Here is a 19820-nt window from a genome sequence, read left to right as displayed (position 1 = left end):
CCACCGGCCCGTGGGTAGCTTTCGGACATGCACGCACCGGCTCCGGACGACTGGCACGACACCAACCGCGCGCGGTGGGACGAACGTGTGGCGATACACGCGGCGAGCGACTACTACGACCTCGACGCGTTCCGCGGGGGAAAGGACGCGCTGCGCGACTTCGAGCTCGCGGAGGTGGGTGACGTCACCGGGAAGTCCCTGCTGCACCTCCAGTGCCACCTCGGCCTCGACACCCTCTCCTGGGCCCGGCACGGCGCCTCCCCCGTGGTCGGCCTCGACTTCTCCGAGCCCGCCGTGGAGACCGCCCGCGGTCTGGCCCGCTCGCTCGGTCTCGGTCCTGAGCGCGCGGCGTTCGTCGCCGCCGATGTGTACGACGCTGCGGAGGCCGTCCCCGACCCCTCGTACGACATCGTGTACACGGGCGTCGGCGCGCTGAACTGGCTGCCCGACATCGGGCGCTGGGCGGAGACCGCCGCCTCGCTCGTCGCGCCCGGCGGCTTCCTCTACCTCGCGGAGTTCCATCCGCTGGCCGACGCCCTGGACGACGAGACGGGCTCCCGGGTCACGTACGACTACTTCACCCGCGAGGCGTGGGTGGACGAGACACCCGGTACGTACACCGACCTCGACGCGCCGACGATCCACAACCGCAGCGTCGAGTGGCAGCATCCGGTGGGCGAGGTCGTCTCGGCGCTGGCTGCGGCCGGGCTGCGGATCGAGCTGCTGCACGAGCACGACGTCTCGCTCGTCGCACGCTTCGCGGCGCTGGAGAGGCGGAGCGACGGTTACTACCGCTTCCCGGCCGACCACCCGCGTATCCCGCTGATGTACTCGGTCAAGGCGTCTCGTCCGCTCGTCGGCTGAGCGCGGGCGCGTAAGCGAGAGCGGCGGTCCACCGGAGCGGGCTCCGGCGGACCGCCGCCTCTGCCGCGGAATACTGTGTCGAGCGGCTGACCGCGCGGCCGACTACGCGGCCGAGCGGAAGGCCGGCAGATATCCGCCCGCCTGCCCCGTGGCCTTGGGGTGGTAGGAGTTGTGGACCGGGATCGACACGCTGTGGAGCCAGGCGTCACCGGAGCACAGCTCGTGTCCGGTGAACTCGTCCACCACGCTGGAGAAGGCGAATCCGGCATCGGCGGACCGCTTGGCGATGACTCCGTTCAGGATGTCCGACGCCCTGTTGATCGCCCCGCGCTCGGTCTCGGTGAGTCCGGCGATGCAGCTGCCCGACATCTTGTAGAAGCGCGGGTACCCCAGCACGACCACCCGGGCCTGCGGAGCCCGAGCGCGGATGCCGTCGTAGAGCGAGTCGAGCCGCGCGGGCAGCACGTTCTGCACCTGGGAGATCGCCGCGTTCACGCTGTTGACGCACGTGGCCTCGCTCGCCAGGACGCAGTCCGTCATGACGCTCGCGAAGCCGACGTCATTGCCGCCCGCCGTGACACTGACGAGAGCCGTCGAAGAACTCAGCGCACCCAGCTGCCCGTTGGCCACCGAGCTGGTCGTCGCCCCGGAGCAGGCGACGAACGTGAATGACGAGGGGGAATTCGCCGCGGCCCAGAGGTAGGGGTACGCCTTGGTGCTGCGCATGCAGTCGCCGCTGTCGGTGAGGTAGTTGCCGGCACCGACACCGGAGGAGTACGAGTCGCCGAGAGCGACGTAGCCACCGGCGGCCGCGGAGGCCGGAGTGGCGGCGCCCAGGGCGGCGACGGCGGCGAGAGCGAGTGCGGTGAGGGATGCCCGGAATCTGCGTACCGACATGGTTGCCAGCCCTTCGAAGCATTGGGGGATGCGGGGGGATTTGGTGGGGCGCCCCAGTTTTTAGCAGCTCCGGGTACTCATCGGTAATGCCTGCGCGAGAAGTCGTCTGATATGCCCGAATGATCGTTCGGCACCCATAGCTTCGCGCGTAGATAAACCTCGAAAGCCCCCTGAAATAAAGGCTGTTGGGCCAACTAAGGATGTAAATCATTTGAATGCAGACTGCGGGGCTCATAGCGTTCCCCGCCGGATCACCCACCCGGATACCACTTCCGCCGCGAGGGCTGAGGCAGGGGACGCGTCAGGGCTGACGCAGGGGAAGGGTCAGGGCTGACGTAGGGGATGCGTCAAGACCGCCCCCTTTCCCGTATGGGACCCGTCAACGGGAGCGCCGGCCCCCTGAAGAGGGCGTTTCCTCGGACTGTCCGAGAATCCGTTCTTCATCCAGGAGCTCACGATGGCCGATACGGCCTTCGTCGTCACCACGATCGCGGTCTTCGCGCTGGTGGCCTTCATCGCCCGAGGGGTGGCGAAGCTGTGACCGCCGAGAACATCGTCGGCATCGTCGTGGCCGCCGCCCTGCTGGGCTACCTCGTGCTGGCCCTCATCAAACCGGAGAGGTTCTGAGTCCGGCCATGAGTCCTGCCCTCTCCGGAGTGCTCCAGCTCCTCGCCCTGGCCGCCGCGCTGGGGCTCGTGTACCGCCCGCTCGGCGACCACATGGCCCGTACCTACTCCTGCGACCGGCATCTGCGCGTCGAGAGGTGGATCTACAAGGCCATCGGGGCCGATCCCACCGGCGAGATGAGCTGGCCCGCGTATCTGCGCGGCGTCCTCGCCTTCTCCGCGGTGGGCGTCCTGTTCCTCTATCTGCTCCAGCGGGTGCAGGGCGTGCTGCCCGGTTCGCTGGGCTTCTCCTCGATCGACCCGGACCAGGCGTTCAACACGGCCGCCTCCTTCGTGTCGAACACCAACTGGCAGTCGTACTACGGCGAACAGGCCATGGGGCACGTCGTGCAGACCGGTGGCCTCGCGGTGCAGAACTTCGTGTCAGCCGCCGTGGGCATGGCCGTCGCCGTCGCCCTCGTACGGGGCTTCGCCCGCGCGCACACCGGTGAGCTCGGCAACTTCTGGTCGGACCTGGTGCGCGGCACCGTCCGCGTCCTGCTGCCGGTCTCCGTGATCGGCGCGATCGTGCTGGTGGCGTGCGGAGTGATCCAGAACTTCGCCGGTATCCACGGGGTCGGCCAGTTCCCCGGCGGCACCCAGCAGTGGAACGGCGGCGCGGTCGCCTCGCAGGAGGCCGTCAAACACCTCGGCACGAACGGCGGCGGCTACTTCAACGCCAACTCCGCACACCCCTTCGAGAACCCCACCCCCCTCTCGAACCTCTTCGAGGTCTTCCTGATCCTCCTCATCCCCTTCGCGCTGACGCGCACGTTCGGCAGGATGGTGGGCAGCCTCAGGCAGGGGTACGCGATCCTCGCCGCGATGGCGACCATCTGGGTCGTCTTCACGCTGCTCATGATGTGGACCGAACTCGCCCACCGCGGAACGGCGTTCGAGATCGCCGGCGGAGCGATGGAGGGCAAGGAGACCCGCTTCGGCATCAGCGGATCGGCGCTCTTCTCCGTCGCCACCACGCTGACGTCGACGGGCGCGGTCAACTCCTTCCACTCCTCCAACACCGGGCTGGGCGGGGGCATCAACCTGCTGGGCATGCAGCTCGGCGAGACAGCGCCCGGCGGTGTGGGCTCGGGTCTGTACGGCATGCTGGTCATGGCGGTCGTCGCGGTGTTCATCGCCGGTCTGATGGTCGGCCGGACGCCCGAGTACCTGGGCAGGAAGATCGGCACCCGCCAGATCACGTTCGCCGCCTGCTACCTCCTCGTCACCCCGGCACTGGTGCTCGGGTTCACCGCCGCGGCGATGGCCCTGGACACACCGGGGCACTCGATGACCAACTCCGGAGCGCACGGCTTCTCCGAGATCCTGTACGCGTACACCTCGGGCGCCAACAACAACGGATCGGCCTTCGCCGGTCTGGACGCGGACACGCAGTGGTTCAACACCACGATCGGCATCGCGATGCTGCTCGGCCGGTTCCTGCCGATGGTGTTCGTCCTCGCGCTGGCCGGTTCCCTGGCCGAGCAGACCCCCGTACCCGAGACGGCCGGCACCCTGCGCACGCACAAGCCGCTGTTCACGGGGCTTCTGATCGGCACGATCCTCATCATCACCGGTCTGACCTACTTCCCGGCGCTCGCGCTGGGACCGCTCGCCGAAGGGCTCGCGTCATGAGCACCAGCACACCGGCCACCCTCCCCGACGAGGTGCCCCACCAGGACGGGCCCACCGGTCCCGCGCCCGGTCATGCGTCCGGTCACGCGTCCGGGAACGGCGCGGTGGGCGGGGGGTTCTTCGATCCCGGGATGCTCGTCAGGGCGGTCCCGGACGCGCTCCGCAAGCTCGATCCACGGGTCATGGTCACGTCACCCGTGATGTTCGTCGTGCTGGTCGGGTCCGTACTGACCACGGTCCTCGCTCTCAGGGAGCCGGGCGACTGGTTCGGCTGGGCCATCACCACGTGGCTGTGGCTGACGACCGTCTTCGCCAACCTCGCCGAGGCGGTGGCCGAGGGCCGGGGCAAGGCGCAGGCCGACACGCTCCGCAGGGCGAAGACGGACACGGTCGCCCGCCGGATCACCGGCGCCGGCGAGGAGCGGGTGCCCGGCACGGAGCTGCGCGTCGGCGACCTCGTGGTCTGCGAGGCGGGTGACACCGTCCCCGGCGACGGTGACGTCACCGAAGGGGTCGCCTCGGTCGACGAGTCGGCGATCACCGGCGAGTCGGCGCCGGTGATACGGGAGTCGGGCGGCGACCGCAGCGCGGTGACGGGCGGTACGAAGGTGCTGTCCGACCGGATCGTCGTCAGGATCACGACGAAGCCCGGTGAGACCTTCATCGACCGGATGATCAATCTGGTCGAGGGCGCGGCCCGGCAGAAGACACCGAACGAGATCGCGCTCAACATCCTCCTGGCATCGCTCACGATCGTCTTCCTGCTCGCGGTGGTGACGCTCCAGCCGTTCGCCACGTACGCGGGCGCCGGGCAGTCGATGACCGTGCTCACGGCCCTGCTCGTCTGCCTCATCCCGACGACGATCGGCGCGCTGCTCTCGGCCATCGGAATCGCGGGCATGGACCGGCTGGTCCAGCGCAACGTGCTGGCGATGTCCGGGCGGGCCGTCGAGGCGGCGGGCGATGTCTCCACGCTTCTCCTCGACAAGACCGGCACCATCACCCTCGGCAACCGCCAGGCGTCGGAGTTCGTACCGGTGAAGGGCGCGACGCGGGCCGAACTCGCCGATGCCGCCCAGCTCTCCTCGCTGGCCGACGAGACGCCCGAGGGGCGCTCGATCGTGGTCCTGGCGCAGGAGGCGTACGGCCTGCGGGAGCGCCGACGCGGCGAACTGGGACCCGCCGAGTGGATCGGGTTCACCGCACAGACCCGGATGTCGGGTGTGGACGTCGGTCGGCGCAGAGTCCGCAAGGGCGCGGCGGGTTCCGTCACCGCGTGGGTGAGGGAGCGCGGCGGCCGTGTCCCCGAGGACACGCGGGCGCTCACGGACCGCATCTCCCAGGCCGGCGGCACACCGCTCCTGGTGGCGGTGGAGGACGGCGGGGGCGCCCGGGTCCTGGGTGTCGTCCACCTCAAGGACGTGGTGAAGGCGGGGATGCGGGAGCGGTTCGAGGAGCTGCGCCGCATGGGCATCAGGACCGTCATGATCACGGGTGACAACCCGCTGACCGCGAAGGCGATCGCCGAGGAGGCGGGGGTCGACGACTTCCTCGCCGAGGCGACCCCCGAGGACAAGTTGGCCCTCATCAAGCGTGAGCAGGCGGGCGGAAAGCTCGTCGCAATGACGGGCGACGGTACGAACGACGCCCCGGCACTCGCGCAGGCGGACGTCGGGGTGGCCATGAACACCGGCACGTCGGCCGCCAAGGAGGCCGGGAACATGGTGGACCTGGACTCCGATCCCACCAAGCTCATCGAGATCGTCGGGATCGGCAAACAACTCCTCATCACCCGAGGTGCCCTGACGACGTTCTCGATCGCGAACGACGTCGCGAAGTACTTCGCGATCATCCCGGCGATGTTCGCGGTCGCCTATCCGGGCCTGGACAAGCTCAACATCATGGGGCTGTCCTCACCGGAGTCCGCGATCCTCTCCGCCGTCGTCTTCAACGCGCTGATCATCATCGCGCTGGTACCGCTGGCACTCCGGGGCGTCCGCTACACGCCAACGAGCGCCGACCGGATGCTCCGCCGCAACCTCGGCATCTACGGACTGGGCGGGCTGGTGGCCCCGTTCATCGGCATCAAGATCATCGACCTGCTCCTCTCGACGCTTCCCGGAATCGGCTGACCTGCCATGAACAGCTCTCTCAAGAACACCGCCCGGATGCTCGGCGCGGGGCTGCGCGCCCTGCTCGTGCTCACGCTGGTCTGCGGGGTCGTCTACCCGCTCGCGGTCACGGGCGTCGCCCAGACGCTCTTCCGCGACCAGGCGAACGGCTCGGAGATCACGTCCGAAGGACGGGTCGTCGGCTCCTCGCTCATCGGGCAGCGCTACGACCTTCCCGTGACCACCGGGACCGGGGAGGCGGCCGCCCCTGACCTGCGTTGGTTCCAGCCGCGCCCGTCGAACGGACTCGGGGCCAACGGCGTCAACACCCGGTACGCGCTCATCCTCTCCGGCGCCACCAACCGCGCCGGAGACAACGCGGAGCTGGTCCGGTGGGTGAAGGACGCCAAGGAGGCGGTGAGCCGGGACAACTCGACCCCCGGCCACCCGGTCGCCCCGTCCGACGTCCCGGCCGACGCCGTCACCTCGTCGGGGTCGGGTCTGGACCCCCACATCTCCCCGGCGTACGCGAGACTCCAGGTCAACCGAGTGGCAGAGCGGAACGGCCTGGACGCGGGGCGGGTCGCCGAGCTGGTGGAGTCCCATACCTCCGACCGCGTGCTCGGCTTCATCGGCGAACCCCGCGTCAACGTGCTCCAGCTGAACCTCGCACTCAGGGCGTCGGCCTCGTGAGCTGATCGAGAACCCGGAGCGCTACGCCATGCCGCGCCAGGTCCTCCTGCTCGCCTGCGACAGCTCCGATCTACGGAACGTCTCTGCCGGGGAGTGGCTGGTCCTGGCACCGGCGATGCTCTGGGCCGGGTCCGAGCGCCTCGTCGTCACCAGCCATCCCGTCATCGATTCGGCCGGCGCTGACGACGGCGAGGTGGGAGGTGGCGAGGAGGGCGGCGGCGTGGTGGGTGGCGGCGAGGAGGACCACGGCGCCGAGGTGGGTGGCGGCGAGGTGATCGACCGGCACCTGCTGACGGCCCTGCTGGAACGCCGTGAGCTCGGTGAAGCACTGCGAGAAGTGCAGATCGAGCAGCTGGGGCGATGGCGCTCCACCGGCCGGGAGGGAGCCCCGGTGCACTGGGGCGGACACCTGGCCATGGGGGCCTACGGAGACGTGAACGCGCCCACCTGGCTACCGCCGAGCCGACGGCGGTATGTCCACGCTGGTCTGCTGGAGCTGCTGGACGACGCCGCCAAGGACTCGGCGACTGCCGGGCGGCACGTCCTCACCGGGAACGGTCTCATGGTCAAGCTCGCCACCCACGGCTTCGCGGAGGAACTGCCCAAGCCCCGCCGTCTCATCGCGCTGATCCTCGTACGCCCTTACGAGCTCGCCGCGTTCGGACGGGCGGCCAAGAACCCTGTGCCCGCGCTACGGGCGACACCGGATGAGAGCGTCTTCGAACTCCTGCGGAGCGCCGCCGCCATCGCACGCGCGGCGGGGCACCCCGTCGTGAACGTGGAACATCTGCTTGTCGCCGTCCTCGGCGCGTCAGGGCGCTCCGCGCTCCTCGCCAGAACCCTCTCCGGCTGGGACGGCCGACAACCGGAGGTGGTGAAGGAGATCATCGGGGACACGCAGGCCGGACTCCAGGACACGAGCCTCCCGGAGACCCCGCACCTGACCGCGGACACCGTATCCGCGGTCTACGCGGCACTGGACGCTCACATGCCAGGCCCGCAGGACGCGGCACCTTGGTACACCACGGACCGCTGACCCACCCGCCGGCGCCGCTCGCGGTATGCGCTGACCTCCGGAGTACGGCCCTCACGCGAGGAAGGGCCGCACTTTCCGGCGAGGCGGATCGGATGATCGAAGGGCGGAATCGGCGCTGCAGCCCGACAACTGCGGAGACGCCCCCGCCGGCTCCGGCCGCCCCACCTGCCCAAGCTGACCCCGCCAAACGAAGGCGCATACGGCCTGGGGAAGCTCCGTTCCCTAGTGGCCTCAAGTGTTCTCAGAGGGCCCAGGGACGAGTCAGGGGCCTGGCCCATTCTCGCAGATGAGGCCCCTGACCTGGTGTTACAGCTGTCGGGGTGGCAGTACTTGCACCCCGACCTCTTCGTCTCGAATGAGGGTCGGGTGGGGTCACCATCTGGGCGGACGGTGTTTTGCCTGGTCAGAGGTTCGGCGCCGGGTGGTATGCCGTGGTGCCGCGCGGTCTTCGGGAGCGGGTCGGCTCTCAAACGGCTCCCAGATTCCTCACGAGGCCAGCACCCTCATGGCGAGCACAGATCCGTCAGGATTCATCGAGACCGGTCCGCGCCACCTGCTGTCCCATGTGTCGACGGGCCAGGCATTCCGCAGGGCGTAAACCTCGCGGCGATACTGCTCCACCCTACCTTCTTCGAGGTGACGGAAGAGGTCTTCAGCGACCCCGGAGAACGCCTCAACACGTGTTCTGTTCAGACGGAAGACATGGTCTGTGCCGACGAACTGAATACCGAGGAGCTTCTCTCGCGCATCCTGAACACTGCCTGTGGCCGCGTGCGCGAAGCCGGTGAAGTGACGACCGCCCTGCCGCTTGGTGAGGTACTGGACTGTGGCCTCGCCGTCGCCGGCGAAGGCGGTCAGTCCAGCGGCTTCGGTACGTGCGAGGACATGCCGGAACCAATCGCGCCGATCCGGCGTGACGTGGAAGCCCGGCTCGGTCTGTGGTTTCCTGTCGTCTTCGTCTGGCCTCTGGATCCCGGGGAAGAAGTTTGCGTCCTGGATGAAATGGTCCAAGCTCCTGTTGCTCTGTTCCGCAGGGTGATTCAGTTGACCGTCCTTTTCAGCGGAATGCAGAGCGTGGATGGTGAGGGGCCCTCCACGAGCAGCTCCGTGCTGAATACCAGGCTCGGCGTCTCGTTCCACGATCCGAGGTGCACCGCCTCCACGTGCGCTGAGGCGGAGGCGAGCTGGTCGTGAGACACGGTGGCGTTACTGTGGTTGCCCTTGCACTCGATCGGGAAAACTCGCGACGCCTCTCCGGGTTTCCAGACCTCGGCGAAGAATCGCGGACGGTACCGATAGCCGGCTCGGGGCCCCTTGTCCCTACTGGTCAGAGCCCAGACTGCTCGCAAGGTCGTGTCGGCCGGAATGATCGAAACGATGTGCCGCGGATATCGACGGCTCAGGATCTGCTTGGCCAGCATGAGAGCGAAGCCGATCCAGAGTTCGTCCGACTCGAGGGCCTTGTAGTAGTCCGCTGTTTCGCGGCCCTCGCCAGAGAGCTTCATGTAGGCGTCCGAACCCCCGGTCAGGGCTTGGCTGTACTTCAGGCTTCCCCAGTGCTCGGCGAGTCCGCGACCTGCCCCTCGCCGGGCGAGAGCCACTGCCCGCCCCAGCGTGTGGAGCACTTGCCAGGGGGTCAGACGAAGAGAGCCAACTTCCTTCGCGGCTATTGCCTGGAGTTTCGGCTTGCGTCGCAGGGCGTCGAGTTCCTTCTCCTTCCTCTTCTCGTCCTCTGCGGCGCCCGCCGCTTCCACGCTGCCGTTGAGCGCCATGCTGGAGTGGGTCGCCAGCGCAGGGCCATGTTCGAGGGCGCCTGGCTGGCCTTGGGGCATAGTGCCCACGGAGACCTGGAGGCGGCCTGTGAGATCGGCCAGATCGCGGCTGACCGCCTCGACGCCGTACGTTCGCCGAGGAGCGCGGCGCTACTCCACCAGCTTGCTGTGGACCTTCGCCGCCGCCAGCGCAACCCGCACGTCCGCAGCTTCCTGCCAGTCCTCGAAGACGCACTCGCCCGACACGCTCCGTCGATGCCACCCGGCCGTTAGGGTCGAGATCATGACCGCAGGGGAGCGCGTTGTCGTTGTCGGGGCTGGAGTGGCAGGACTGACCACCGCCGTCGTTCTCGCCGAGGCCGGGTTATCGGTGCACGTGATCGCCGAGCAGGTGCCCGGTGTCACCTCGCTGGCCGCTGGCGCGATGTGGGGCCCGTATCTGGTAGAGCCGAAGGACAAGGTTGACCGGTGGGGAAATCGGTCCCTGGAGATTTTCCGGGAGCTGGCCGAGGAACCAGGTCACAGGCGTCCGGCTCAGCAGGGGCATCGAGGCGTCCCGCACTGCCGAGGCCCCACCGGATTGGGCCACCACGCTGCCTGAGTTCCGGCCGTGCGAGCCGACCGAACTGCCGGACGGGTTCACGGCCGGGTACCAGTTCACGGTGCCGCTGATCGACATGCCCGCCTATCTCGACTATCTCCTGCACCGGCTGCGAGCGGGCGGCGGTACGGTCGAGCAGCGACGTCTGGCCTCGCTCGCGGACGTTGGCCCGACCCCTGTGATCGTCAACTGCGCGGGCTTGGGAGCCCGTGACCTGGCTGTGGATTCGGAGCTGCGGCCGATTCGCGGCCAGCACGTAGTCGTTGCCAACCCTGGGCTTACCGAGTTCTTCTCCGAGGACACCGGCACTTCACCGGATCTGCTGTGCTTCTATCCGCATGGAGAGACTGTCGTCCTGGGCGGAACAGCCATCGAAGACGAAGGCGACCTGGCCCCAGACGAGACGGCGGCGGCCCGCATCCTCGCCCGATGTGCCGAGGTCGAACCCCGCCTCTCCCATGCCCGCGTCCTGGAGCACCGGATCGGCGCTCGGCCGACCCGTTCCACGGTCCGCGTGGAGGCGGAGCGACAGGAGGGAGTCCTGGTCGTGCACAACTACGGGCATGGAGGAGCCGGCGTCACGCTGTCGTGGGGGTGCGCCCGGGAGGTTTCGGAGTTGCTTGCTTCGAAGTAATCCTGCATCTACTGCTGTTACATCTCCCGTCGGGCGACGCTCTTGGAAGGCATACGTGAGGCAACAGAACGCGGAGAAGCGACCGGGCATCGCCGCAGCGATCGTCGTCCACGAGGGACGGGTCCTCACGGTGCGCCGCCGGGTCAGTGAGGGGCAGCTCTCCTGGCAATTCCCTGCTGGCGAGGTTGAGCCTGGCGAGTCATGCGAGGGCGCCGCTGTGCGCGACACCAAGGAGGAGACCGGCCTGACCGTCTCCGCAGTCAAGATGCTCGGCAAACGGATCCACCCGAAGACGGGCCGGCTGATGTCGCACACGGCTGCACTGCTGTAAAGGGTTGGCGTGCGGGCCTGGAACCTGGTCGTATACGCGCCATGAGCCGGGCGCGGACTATACGGTCTCGCAACTGCTCGACGAGACAGCAGCCCGGCGCTCCCTGGACCTCTCCGATCTCAGGAGCAGGCGGCCTTGGTCGAAACGCTATGCTCCCGTCACCCCTGACATGCGCAAGCTCCTCCTGCTCGGCCTGACGGAGCAGTGGGGCGCGGCACTCACTGCACGCTTGTCGATGTGTCCCACGTCGCCCGTGCGCGTCCTCGACGCCCTCCTGCATGTACGCCGATAACACGGGCCGAAGCGAAGTCTGGGCGGCGCGAGGCGCCGGGACTTCCCGATCGCAAGGGTGAAATCCGAGCCGGACGGTCGTGCCCTGCTGGAAGTTGCTCCCCGGATCATGCGGACCGTCTCCAGGGCCTCGCATGAAGAGGGGGATGGGTAGCCATGGACATACGGGCCTAATATGAGGACCACCTCGGCCGTCCGAGACTCGCTTGGCCGCCTGTCTCGGACGGCCGAGCGCGTTTCCGCACGGGCTTGGCCGAGGGACAAAACGGCTCGCCGGGGCGGCACCCGGGTGCCATACGATTGCGGCGGCTTGCAGAGCCGACCTCACCACGCGTGACCGATTGCGCGACCTGAGCGGTCGTGCCCGCTGCACCCTCCCCACCTGGGCCCGCCGTGGCACTGTCACCGGCGCCGTATGAAATGGAGCATCCAAGGATGGCTCGACACCTGGTAACCAGCGCGCTTCCGTATATCAACGGGATCAAGCACCTGGGCAACATGGTCGGGTCGATGCTTCCGGCGGACGTGTACTCCCGGTACCTCCGCCAGCGTGGTCACGACGTCCTGTACATCTGCGCGACCGACGAGCACGGGACGCCCGCCGAGCTGGCGGCCAAGGCCGCCGGGGTCCCGGTGGCGGAGTTCTGCGCGCAGGCGCACAACGACCAGAAGGCTGTGTATGACGGTTTCGAGCTGACGTTCGACTATTTTGGGCGCAGTTCCTCGCAGCAGAACGCCGAGATCACCCAGCACTTCGCACGGAGGCTGAAGGAGAACGGCTTCATCGAGGAGCGGGCGATCCGGCAGGTCTACTCCCCGGTCGACGGCCGTTTCCTCCCTGACCGTTACGTCGAGGGGACCTGCCCGCACTGCGGTTACGACAAGGCGCGCGGCGACCAGTGCGAGAACTGCACCCGCGTCCTGGACCCGACCGACCTGCTGGACCCGCGCTCGGCGATCAGCGGCTCCACGGAGCTGGAGGTCCGCGAGACCAAGCACCTGTTCCTGCTCCAGTCGAAGCTCCAGCACGAGGTCGAGGCATGGGTGACCCGGCATGAGGCCGACTGGCCGCAACTGTCGTCCTCCATCGCCCGCAAGTGGCTGACCGAGGGCCTGCACGACCGGGCGATCACCCGCGACCTGGACTGGGGCGTTCCGGTTCCGGCGGACACCTGGCCGGAGCTGGCGGCCGAGGGCAAGGTCTTCTACGTCTGGTTCGACGCCCCGATCGAGTACATCGGCGCGACGAAGGAGTGGTCGGACGCCGCCCTGGACGGTGAGAGCCGCGATTGGAAGTCGTGGTGGTACGAGGCCGACGGCACGGTCCGCTATACCCAGTTCATGGCGAAGGACAACGTCCCGTTCCACACGGTGATGTTCCCCGCCACCCAGCTGGGCGTACGCGAACCGTGGAAGAAGGTCGACGTCGTCAAGGGCTTCAACTGGCTGACGTACTACGGAGGTAAGTTCTCCACCTCGCAGAAGCGGGGCATCTTCACCGACGCCGCGCTGGACGCGCTTCCGGCGGACTACTGGCGCTACTTCCTGATCGCCAACGCCCCCGAGTCCGACGATTCCTCCTTCACCTGGGAGCACTTCGCCGCCACAGTCAACAAGGACCTGGCCGACACCCTCGGCAACTTCGTCAACCGCGTGCTGTCCTTCTCCCGCAAGCGCTTCGGGGACGAGGTTCCCGCCGGCAACGAGGCGGGCGAGGTCGAGGCGGAGCTCGGCGAGGAGATCGCGCGCCTCCTGGCCGAGTACGAGGAGCACATGGAAGCCCTCCAGTACCGCAAGGCCGGTGCGGCGTTGCGGGCCCTGTGGTCGGCCGGCAACTCCTACCTGGAGGAGAAGGCCCCCTGGCTGGAGATCAAGACCGACCCGGACGGCGCGGCCCTGACCCTGCGTACCGCGATGAACCTGATCCACCTGTACGCGATCGTCTCCGAGCCCTTCATCCCGGCCTCGGCGGCCGCCATGCGGGGCGCCTTCGCCCTGGCCGCCGACTCCGCGACCTGGGTGGCGCCTGAAGAGGCGAAGTCCCTGGTCTCGGTCCCGGCCGGCACGCCGTTCACGATCCCGCCGGTCCTCTTCGCGAAGATCACGGAGGAGGACCTGGAGTCCTACCGGGAGCGCTTCGGCGGCGCTGGCGCCTGAGCGGGGGAGCGGTCAACGACGGGCTGAGAGCCTCATAGGGCTCCTAGCCGTCGAGGAGTCGCCGGAACTCGTCCTCGCGCAGGCGCTGGTCCGGGTCGGCGGCCTCCCCGTCGAAGCGCACGCCTTCCCCGATCAGCACGGACAGGGCAGTGTCCGTGCGCGAGGGATCAGGCCATCGGAAGCCGGAGCTGACCTTCCCCGCGGCCGTGAGGACGCGCCAGGGGTTGGGGCATCGGCCGCAGGAACTGAGGTGCTGGCCTATGGGGACGGCATGGCTCCCGACCACCGCCGCCAGGTCCCCGTAGGTGGTCCACCGTCCGGCCGGGACACCGCTGAGCAGAGTGTGCAGCCCGGTCCAGTCCTTGCGGGTGCCGCTGAGCTGTTTGGCCAGAGCGGTGAGGTCGGAACCTGCCAGCGTGGCCCATGCTTCGGGGTCGATGCCGGCGGGCACCTGGGCGGTGTCCACGTCCCACCACGTCGTTCCCTGTATGCCGTCCACACTGCGACCGGTCACGCTCGTGAAGATGTGGTTGGCCAGCCCGGTAGGGGAGTAGGAGGCTCTGTCAGCGTCCCAGACCAGAGGCTTGGCGGTGTCATTGGCCCAGGTGGCGGCAGCTCGGGCGGTGTCCTGCGCCACCCATGACCGGATCTCGGTGCGGATGGCATCCGTCACGCCGTGGCGCGGTGTCATCAGCAGCCTGGTTCCGTCAGGCAGCAGGCCCGCACCGACGAGCACATGGACGGCATTGCGTGAACGTGAGCGCTCCTGCAGCTTTTTGGCCACCGCCTCGCCTTCGACCCGGGCGGGGGCGAGCGTGAACTCCTCGACCTCCGGGGTCGGGTAGACCTTGGTGAACCCGGCGACGAGACTCCCCTCCACCCGCCAAAGGCCGACCTGGACGAGGTCGATGTCGATGCCCATCTCCGACAGCCAGACCACGGAGTGTGTGACCTGCTTGGGGAAGTCGGCGGCGATGATCACCTGCCGGGGCCGTTGGAGCAACGCCGGGCTCCACTCCCCGTCCACGTGGTCCAGCAGACGCTGCTTGCACATGTCGGCGTCGAGGGCCTGCCCCCGGTGCGACAGGAAGTCGCGGTGCGCCTGGGCGAGAGTGTGGAGGTCGAAGCGGGACACCAGGGCGGCGTAGGTGATCGCCTGGAGATGCACGTCCCGATCTGCCGTGCCGCGCTTCAGCTCCACCACGACGAGCCGCCCGGTCGCATCCAGCCCCAGCACATCCAGCCGGTCACGGGCCGGAACCCCGTCGGCGTCGGCCCACCGGTCGTACTCCGAGGTGATCACGAGCACCGACTCCCCGAGCACGTGGGGATGGGCGATCACCCACTCCTGGAGATGCTGCCGCTCCAGCAGGCTCTCGGCGGCGAGCCCGGTGCGCGATATCGGCGTGGCCGTCCGGCCATCGACGGTGAAGAGATGATCCACGGTGCCCCCTTGAGCGCCCGGCGCTGTGCGTCGGACGCCCAGAGCGTACGTGGGCGGGGTCCCCCACGAGGGCTGTCTCGCCGAATCACCGAAACGCCGAACCGGTCCGGGAGCAGACGGGGCAACCGATGCTGACCACCACCAAGCTCAGCAGTGATGTGACGGTCAGCAAGGCGCTGTGCCTGGCCGCCATCGAGCAGCTGATCAACTGTCGCTCCGGCCTCGGTCTCCGCGCTAATACGGAAGTGCCACCTGACCGAGTTCGTCGTCCGCAAGGAACGACAGAGCAAGGGCATGTCCTGACAGCTATGGGCGTTGCGGGGGTACCGCGCGGTCGTCGGCCGGCTTCGGCTTTTGACGGCCCGCCCGGTCGCGCATTCGAAGGGGCCGTCTGAGCCCTTCAGCACGCGTACGCGCGATGTCCGACCCGCCGTGGAGGAGCACCACGATGTCGAGGTCCGACATCGCCGTGCGGCGGCCCGTCAGGACGCTGCCTCACAGGAACGCAGCACGGACGTCAGGGTGGTGTTCCTCTACAACGGCACGCGCGGCGTCAATCGCATCCATGCGGTGACTATTCAGCACTCTGCTTATCGTGCACACGGGGTTTCTTCGGGATCCGGCAGGTATGTCCCCTGAGGTCGACTGCCGCTGCGTATGACATGTCCCTATGTCGGAGGGCAAGTGCCTGTGGGCGAGAAGACGGCGAATGGTCTCAGCTCCCGGTTCCCCTTTCCGGACCGTGTGACCGACAACCCTGGTGATCAGTCGGCCGAACTCGTGCAGCGTCGGCGCGCGGTGGCGGGCGGATCAGTTGGCGTCGCAGCCGATGCCGTCACCGTCCCGGTCAAGGCGATGCGGGTCGTCGGGGCCGACCCAGACGGGGCCTGAGAGGTCCGAGCAGTCCACGTCGGGGACACCAGCGGGAGGACCGTCCGGGAGGTCTAGGCGTGTCGGGGTGTCCGGGGCAGGCGACTCGTTCGTGTCAGGGGGAGCGATGGAGGTCTCCGGCTGTTCGGGGCAGGCCGTCCACAGGCCGGCTCCTACCTGCCGGGCGGCGTCCTCCGCGTCAGAGATCCTGGGCCAGTACTTGTCGTTGGGCGGGTAGAGGACCGCCTTGGCGTGACCGCTGCGGACGAGGGACTCGTTGACGAAGGTTTCTTGCTCGTTCCACACGTAGAGCAGGTACCGGTCATAGGGGTCGGTGAGTTCGGCGTCACGTTCGGCGCGGATGCGGCTGCCCGGCGGCAGGAGTGTGGCAGTGCGGGCGGTGGCGTCGTCGGCGAAACAGGCACCACGTTCCGGGGTGTCGATCTCTAGAAGCCGCACCCGGGCCACGGTGTCCTTTGGCAGAACCCGGCCGTCGCCGCGTACCTCGAGGGTGTCACCGTCGATGATGCGCAGCACCGTCACGCCCGACGGAGCTGTTGAGGATGGCTTCGGCTTCTGCGTTGGTGTGGCCGTCGGACCATCGGAGGTCTCGGCGGGCGCCTTCGTCATGTCTCCGGAGTCGCGATGAGGTTCGTCGGGCGCCTGAGTTGCGGAGGTCTGCGTCGGCGTAGCCGTGCCGGAAGGGCGCTCCTGGTCCTCCCCGAGCAGCGCCCCGAGGCCGCCCAGGCCCAAGAGAAGACCGACGATCACCAGGAGTGCGGTCATCCAGGGATGCTTGAGGCGTTTGGGCCGTCTGGGACCGCGCGGGCTTCCCGGGCCGGGGCGCCAGGGTTGGTCGCGCCAGGCGTTCGATTCAGGTGGCGGCGAAGGGCACATGGCGCCCCCAGAGGTGGAATAACGCTGCATTACCAGTACAGCACCAGCCCTGCCCGGCCGCCTTCCGATGGGCTACGGGAGCGCCTCCTGGACCAACTTGCCATCCGGGAAGCGAACACTGACGGCTACGGCGGGAATGTCCATGGCGGCTCCCAGCGGGTGATGCCCCTCGTCCAGCCACGATGCTCGGCTGCGCCGAGGAAGAGCGGGCAGACCCATCCGCGCCCCCGACGATGGACGACCGGTCGGCGCTGAAGGTGCGCATCGCCTTCCGAGCGCGAGGTCGGCGGCACGGGTGTGATTCCCTCCCGTGCCGCGTGGCGCCCTCGTAAGGTCAGGGGGCGCGCTTCACGTTGCGGACCAGCCACATCAGCAGGGCGTCCAGGTCGGCGGCGGCTGAGAGGACCCGGGCGACCGCCTCGGGTGTGTGCAGCCACTCCTCGCAGCCGAGAGGGCGAGCGGCGATCAGCGAACGGTGGCGCAGCAGGTCCGTACGGGAATGGTCCGCCGGATAGCCGCGCGGGGGGCGTTTCATCACGTCCCGGAGATGTCGTAGCCCTTCTTCCGCACGTCCTCGACGATGGCGGACAGTTCGTGGCCGCTCCCCTCGGAGGCCACGGCTTTGCGGAACATGTCCACCTGGCCGGGATCGGGGTACCACCAGGCGCCCTGGATCCGCAGGCCGTCCAAGGAGAACCGGAGACCGATCTCGACCTTTCGGCCGAGCCGGATCACCGCGCTCTGGTGCTGCCACCACCAGGAGTCGGTGCGGTAGTGCCAGACGGAGAAGTCCTCGTAGCGGGGGTCGGTGTCCGCGACCTCGTTGAGCAGGGCGATCATCGGCTGCCGGACCAGGCGTTCGCGGTCCGCGCGGTAGCGCTCGCGGGTCGCGTGGGTCGGTTCGCCCTGGAGCTGCCACAACACGTCCATGGCCTGCTCCGGCCAGCCGGTGAACTGTCCGCACATGCGCGCAGGGTAGCTCACCGGTGATCCGCGCATGCGGAGAGAAAGACGGGCAGGGAGGCGTAACTCCCAGACAAGGTGGGAGGCGCTGCGGCCGAGGCTCGCTGGCCGGTTTGATGAGACGACGGACTTCTCTACGACGCCGTCGCTGACACGCTCCCCGGCCTCAGCTGGAGCAGCCTAGCGATCGTCCGAGAACGGCAGGAGCTCAACGAGGCGCTGGAGTACCGGCAGGTTGTGCGCAGCACCGTCCTCCACATCAGCCCCGACACCCTCCGCTGGGCCCAATGGGTCCTGTCGTATGCCTTCAACTCTGTAAGTCGGACTCTCTCGCAGGGAGTCACATGCGGACTCGGCTCCCAAGACGCCCCGGTAACCACTCAGGGGCCTGACCTGGTCTTGAAGCTGTCGGGGTGGCGAGATTAGAACCCACGACCTCTTCATTCCGAAGCAACTTGGGTGAGGGCTCGACCTTTGGCTGATACACCTTCCCACTGCTGCGATGGTCCGTGGGTGTCCGCGCTCGTCCGCCGCTGTCTGGTGGCGTTGTCACGCAGTTAGACACTCAGATGAGTACGGCTCCAGCGCACTGAACCCCTGCTATCCGCTCCGGCCTCAGCCCTTCTGATCCTTGAGAACACTTGCGGCAAGGTCGTCGACGGACCGTCGTAGCTCTCGTTCTGACAGAGAGGCTTTAGGGCCAAACTGCTCAATGTAGAGCTTTGCTCCATTCCGTCCCTGGCCAACCGGCCTGGGATCTACGATGTGCGTGGCCCGCGTCGGTTGGTGGCCGCTTCCCCGGTGCCGGTCCGTTGTGGAGGGTCAGCCCGTTCAAGGAGAGAGATGGGGAGAGGGAAGTTCGATGAATCCACAAGGGCGGTCCCGCCAGCGGCGCGAGCGAATCGACATCATCACCGAGTGGAGTCAATCCGGGATCTTGGAAGAGCGCCGTCGCCTGCTCGTCGAGGAGCAGTTCGCCGAGCGGGTGGCGCGAGCGAATTCCAGGTTCTTCATCCCGCTCCCGCTTACTTATTCGGATGACATTTGGTACAACACGCAGGTTTCCTTCTTGTTGGAAGCCTTCGATGCCCTTCCTCGACGTCCTGATATTGCCTTCGACTCAGTGTGGAAGGTGCTCGAAAGGAGTGCCAGTATGTGGTTGCCTTCTCACTTGGGGCGACGACGAAACATCACTGACACGCTGGGTCAGTTGAGTGCCGATTCGCGACTTTCCTGCTCAGTCACGGAAATTCTACTCGCTGATATTCCAAGTCAGACGTGCGGATACCTCTTCAAGCGGCTCATCACCCGAGAGCCAGTCGAAAGTAGCGGTCGCGCCCGTATGAGGCTAGCAAAAAGCTACGGTGTCGGAGACGTTCTGCCCTCAGAAATCGAAGCTTTCCTCGCTCTCGTCGAGAAAAGATATGCCGCCCCGGACACTGATACGGCTCGTCGCGGGGCCATGCTGCTCCGCCGGGCCCTGAACGGAGAAACCCTGGACGTCGCAGAAACGCAGATCAGCCTCTCGCTTCATGCCCGGATGCGTATCCTGCTTTGCGGGCTCCTTTATACCGTTCGCAACGAGCGGTACCACGGGGAGTCCTTCTCTCCCTTCTACAGCAGCGCCGCAAGCATAAAGACCTACACGCACCCGCATTACCTGTTTCTCGCGGCCTACGCCCTGGTGCACCTCGTCTGGGCCCACACCAACAATTCCTATGCCCCGTCGCTGGATGCCGTCGAGGAGAACACGGTCACAAATCTTCGCGAAGCTCGCGCCCTTTACGCCCGTCACTGGAGCAGCTGACCCATACCTCCGGGTTTCCCTGCGGTAAGGCAGCTCCTGGCCGCTGTTGAGGATGCCTCGGACCGAACAACAGCCGACGCTCTGCCTCTCGGCCTGACCGTTGATGACGCCGTGCGGTCCACTCGAGGACGCCCCCACGAGGACGCCGCGCC

General features: G+C 67.7%; 17 protein-coding genes and 4 pseudogenes. 13 read left to right on the top strand and 8 right to left on the bottom strand.

Features of this window, described 5'->3' with window-relative positions; translation table 11 throughout:
• The first annotated feature begins 27 nt into the window (after nucleotides 1-27).
• Entirely contained in the window at nucleotides 28-864 is an 837-nt protein-coding gene (locus Sfulv_RS13180; protein WP_173313870.1) for a class I SAM-dependent methyltransferase, read from the top strand.
• A 102-nt stretch (nucleotides 865-966) separates the two neighbouring features.
• Here Sfulv_RS13180 and Sfulv_RS13175 read toward each other — a convergent pair whose 3' ends face one another.
• Nucleotides 967-1761: an SGNH/GDSL hydrolase family protein gene (locus Sfulv_RS13175; RefSeq protein WP_173313869.1), complete on the bottom strand. Its 795-nt coding sequence runs from the start codon at nucleotides 1759-1761 to the stop codon at nucleotides 967-969.
• A gap of 537 nt (nucleotides 1762-2298) precedes the next feature.
• On the opposite strand from Sfulv_RS13175, the gene kdpF reads away from it, so the two are divergent.
• From kdpF to Sfulv_RS13150, 5 genes are read left to right on the top strand one after another with little or no spacing between them, the layout of a single operon-like run.
• The gene (gene kdpF / locus Sfulv_RS13170) at nucleotides 2299-2388 is read left to right on the top strand and encodes a K(+)-transporting ATPase subunit F (RefSeq protein WP_173313868.1); all 90 of its coding nucleotides are present in this window, start codon (nucleotides 2299-2301) and stop codon (nucleotides 2386-2388) included.
• Nucleotides 2389-2396: 8 nt separating this feature from the next.
• Complete coding sequence (kdpA, locus tag Sfulv_RS13165) at nucleotides 2397-4061, top strand: potassium-transporting ATPase subunit KdpA (RefSeq protein ID WP_173313867.1); 1665 nt, start codon at nucleotides 2397-2399, stop codon at nucleotides 4059-4061.
• On the top strand, nucleotides 4058-6193 hold the full coding sequence (kdpB, locus tag Sfulv_RS13160) for a potassium-transporting ATPase subunit KdpB (RefSeq protein WP_173313866.1): 2136 nt from the start codon (nucleotides 4058-4060) through the stop codon (nucleotides 6191-6193). The genes kdpA and kdpB overlap by 4 nt, the downstream gene beginning before the upstream one ends.
• A 6-nt stretch (nucleotides 6194-6199) precedes the next feature.
• A complete protein-coding gene (locus Sfulv_RS13155; protein WP_173313865.1) occupies nucleotides 6200-6865 on the top strand; it encodes a potassium-transporting ATPase subunit C in 666 nt (221 codons plus the stop codon).
• Between the two features lie 28 nt (nucleotides 6866-6893).
• The gene (locus Sfulv_RS13150; protein ID WP_173313864.1) at nucleotides 6894-7901 is read left to right on the top strand and encodes a hypothetical protein; all 1008 of its coding nucleotides are present in this window, start codon (nucleotides 6894-6896) and stop codon (nucleotides 7899-7901) included.
• Nucleotides 7902-8387: 486 nt separating this feature from the next.
• On the opposite strand, the gene Sfulv_RS30370 is transcribed toward Sfulv_RS13150, so the two are convergent.
• The 3 genes from Sfulv_RS30370 to Sfulv_RS31465 form a co-directional block, all read right to left on the bottom strand.
• Complete coding sequence (locus tag Sfulv_RS30370) at nucleotides 8388-8912, bottom strand: hypothetical protein (RefSeq protein ID WP_246353102.1); 525 nt, start codon at nucleotides 8910-8912, stop codon at nucleotides 8388-8390.
• Nucleotides 8913-8941: 29 nt separating this feature from the next.
• A complete protein-coding gene (locus tag Sfulv_RS30365) occupies nucleotides 8942-9673 on the bottom strand; it encodes a hypothetical protein (RefSeq protein WP_246353100.1) in 732 nt (243 codons plus the stop codon).
• A gap of 150 nt (nucleotides 9674-9823) precedes the next feature.
• Nucleotides 9824-9958, bottom strand: coding sequence for a hypothetical protein (locus tag Sfulv_RS31465; protein ID WP_256668903.1), 135 nt, complete (start codon nucleotides 9956-9958; stop codon nucleotides 9824-9826).
• On the opposite strand from Sfulv_RS31465, the pseudogene Sfulv_RS13140 reads away from it, so the two are divergent.
• From Sfulv_RS13140 to metG, 4 genes and pseudogenes are all read left to right on the top strand, one after another.
• Nucleotides 9957-10908, top strand: a pseudogene (locus Sfulv_RS13140) (FAD-dependent oxidoreductase). The gene Sfulv_RS31465 and the pseudogene Sfulv_RS13140 overlap by 2 nt on opposite strands.
• 55 nt (nucleotides 10909-10963) lie before the next feature.
• Nucleotides 10964-11227, top strand: a pseudogene (locus Sfulv_RS13135) (NUDIX hydrolase); the annotation flags it as partial.
• Between the two features lie 151 nt (nucleotides 11228-11378).
• Nucleotides 11379-11531 (top strand): annotated as a pseudogene (locus Sfulv_RS31790) (LacI family transcriptional regulator); the annotation flags it as partial.
• Between the two features lie 434 nt (nucleotides 11532-11965).
• Nucleotides 11966-13687, top strand: a complete 1722-nt coding sequence (gene metG / locus Sfulv_RS13130; protein ID WP_173313862.1) for a methionine--tRNA ligase — start codon at nucleotides 11966-11968, stop codon at nucleotides 13685-13687.
• Nucleotides 13688-13730: 43 nt separating this feature from the next.
• Here metG and Sfulv_RS13125 read toward each other — a convergent pair whose 3' ends face one another.
• Entirely contained in the window at nucleotides 13731-15131 is a 1401-nt protein-coding gene (locus Sfulv_RS13125; RefSeq protein ID WP_173313861.1) for an MGMT family protein, read from the bottom strand.
• A 128-nt stretch (nucleotides 15132-15259) separates the two neighbouring features.
• Here Sfulv_RS13125 and Sfulv_RS13120 point away from each other — a divergent pair, with 128 nt between their 5' ends.
• Complete coding sequence (locus Sfulv_RS13120) at nucleotides 15260-15526, top strand: hypothetical protein (protein ID WP_173313860.1); 267 nt, start codon at nucleotides 15260-15262, stop codon at nucleotides 15524-15526.
• Nucleotides 15527-15941: 415 nt separating this feature from the next.
• On the opposite strand, the gene Sfulv_RS13115 is transcribed toward Sfulv_RS13120, so the two are convergent.
• The 3 genes from Sfulv_RS13115 to Sfulv_RS30345 all read right to left on the bottom strand — a co-directional run bounded on the left by Sfulv_RS13115 (nucleotide 15942) and on the right by Sfulv_RS30345 (nucleotide 17864).
• Entirely contained in the window at nucleotides 15942-16787 is an 846-nt protein-coding gene (locus Sfulv_RS13115; protein WP_246353098.1) for a thermonuclease family protein, read from the bottom strand.
• A gap of 445 nt (nucleotides 16788-17232) precedes the next feature.
• Nucleotides 17233-17433 (bottom strand): DUF2461 family protein, encoded by a 201-nt coding sequence (locus Sfulv_RS30350; RefSeq protein WP_256668901.1) that lies wholly within the window; start codon nucleotides 17431-17433, stop codon nucleotides 17233-17235.
• The gene (locus Sfulv_RS30345; RefSeq protein ID WP_256668900.1) at nucleotides 17433-17864 is read right to left on the bottom strand and encodes a hypothetical protein; all 432 of its coding nucleotides are present in this window, start codon (nucleotides 17862-17864) and stop codon (nucleotides 17433-17435) included. Before Sfulv_RS30345 ends, Sfulv_RS30350 begins: the two co-directional genes overlap by 1 nt.
• Nucleotides 17865-17981: 117 nt before the next feature.
• Between Sfulv_RS30345 and Sfulv_RS30340 the strand changes: the two are divergent.
• A pseudogene (locus Sfulv_RS30340) lies at nucleotides 17982-18161 on the top strand (DUF317 domain-containing protein); the annotation flags it as partial.
• A gap of 562 nt (nucleotides 18162-18723) precedes the next feature.
• Nucleotides 18724-19668, top strand: coding sequence for a hypothetical protein (locus Sfulv_RS13105; RefSeq protein ID WP_173313859.1), 945 nt, complete (start codon nucleotides 18724-18726; stop codon nucleotides 19666-19668).
• Nucleotides 19669-19820: the final 152 nt, after the last annotated feature.

The sequence above is a fragment of the Streptomyces fulvorobeus genome (genome assembly GCF_013167895.1).
GTDB lineage: Bacteria > Actinomycetota > Actinomycetes > Streptomycetales > Streptomycetaceae > Streptomyces > Streptomyces fulvorobeus.
Note: the sequence above shows the minus strand (reverse complement) of the source record. Positions and strands in the feature narration are given on the sequence as shown.

Bases quoted from the DNA above. Each gene is read 5' to 3' on its own strand.
- Sfulv_RS13180 (WP_173313870.1), top strand. From the start codon at position 28: ATGCACGCACCGGCTCCGGACGACTGGCACGACACCAACCGCGCGCGG.
- Sfulv_RS13175 (WP_173313869.1), bottom strand. From the start codon at position 1,761: ATGTCGGTACGCAGATTCCGGGCATCCCTCACCGCACTCGCTCTCGCC.
- kdpA (WP_173313867.1), top strand. From the start codon at position 2,397: ATGAGTCCTGCCCTCTCCGGAGTGCTCCAGCTCCTCGCCCTGGCCGCC.
- kdpB (WP_173313866.1), top strand. From the start codon at position 4,058: ATGAGCACCAGCACACCGGCCACCCTCCCCGACGAGGTGCCCCACCAG.
- Sfulv_RS13155 (WP_173313865.1), top strand. From the start codon at position 6,200: ATGAACAGCTCTCTCAAGAACACCGCCCGGATGCTCGGCGCGGGGCTG.
- Sfulv_RS13150 (WP_173313864.1), top strand. From the start codon at position 6,894: ATGCCGCGCCAGGTCCTCCTGCTCGCCTGCGACAGCTCCGATCTACGG.
- Sfulv_RS30365 (WP_246353100.1), bottom strand. From the start codon at position 9,673: ATGGCGCTCAACGGCAGCGTGGAAGCGGCGGGCGCCGCAGAGGACGAG.
- Sfulv_RS31465 (WP_256668903.1), bottom strand. From the start codon at position 9,958: ATGATCTCGACCCTAACGGCCGGGTGGCATCGACGGAGCGTGTCGGGC.
- metG (WP_173313862.1), top strand. From the start codon at position 11,966: ATGGCTCGACACCTGGTAACCAGCGCGCTTCCGTATATCAACGGGATC.
- Sfulv_RS13120 (WP_173313860.1), top strand. From the start codon at position 15,260: ATGCTGACCACCACCAAGCTCAGCAGTGATGTGACGGTCAGCAAGGCG.
- Sfulv_RS13115 (WP_246353098.1), bottom strand. From the start codon at position 16,787: ATGACCGCACTCCTGGTGATCGTCGGTCTTCTCTTGGGCCTGGGCGGC.
- Sfulv_RS30350 (WP_256668901.1), bottom strand. From the start codon at position 17,433: ATGAAACGCCCCCCGCGCGGCTATCCGGCGGACCATTCCCGTACGGAC.
- Sfulv_RS30345 (WP_256668900.1), bottom strand. From the start codon at position 17,864: ATGTGCGGACAGTTCACCGGCTGGCCGGAGCAGGCCATGGACGTGTTG.
- Sfulv_RS13105 (WP_173313859.1), top strand. From the start codon at position 18,724: ATGAATCCACAAGGGCGGTCCCGCCAGCGGCGCGAGCGAATCGACATC.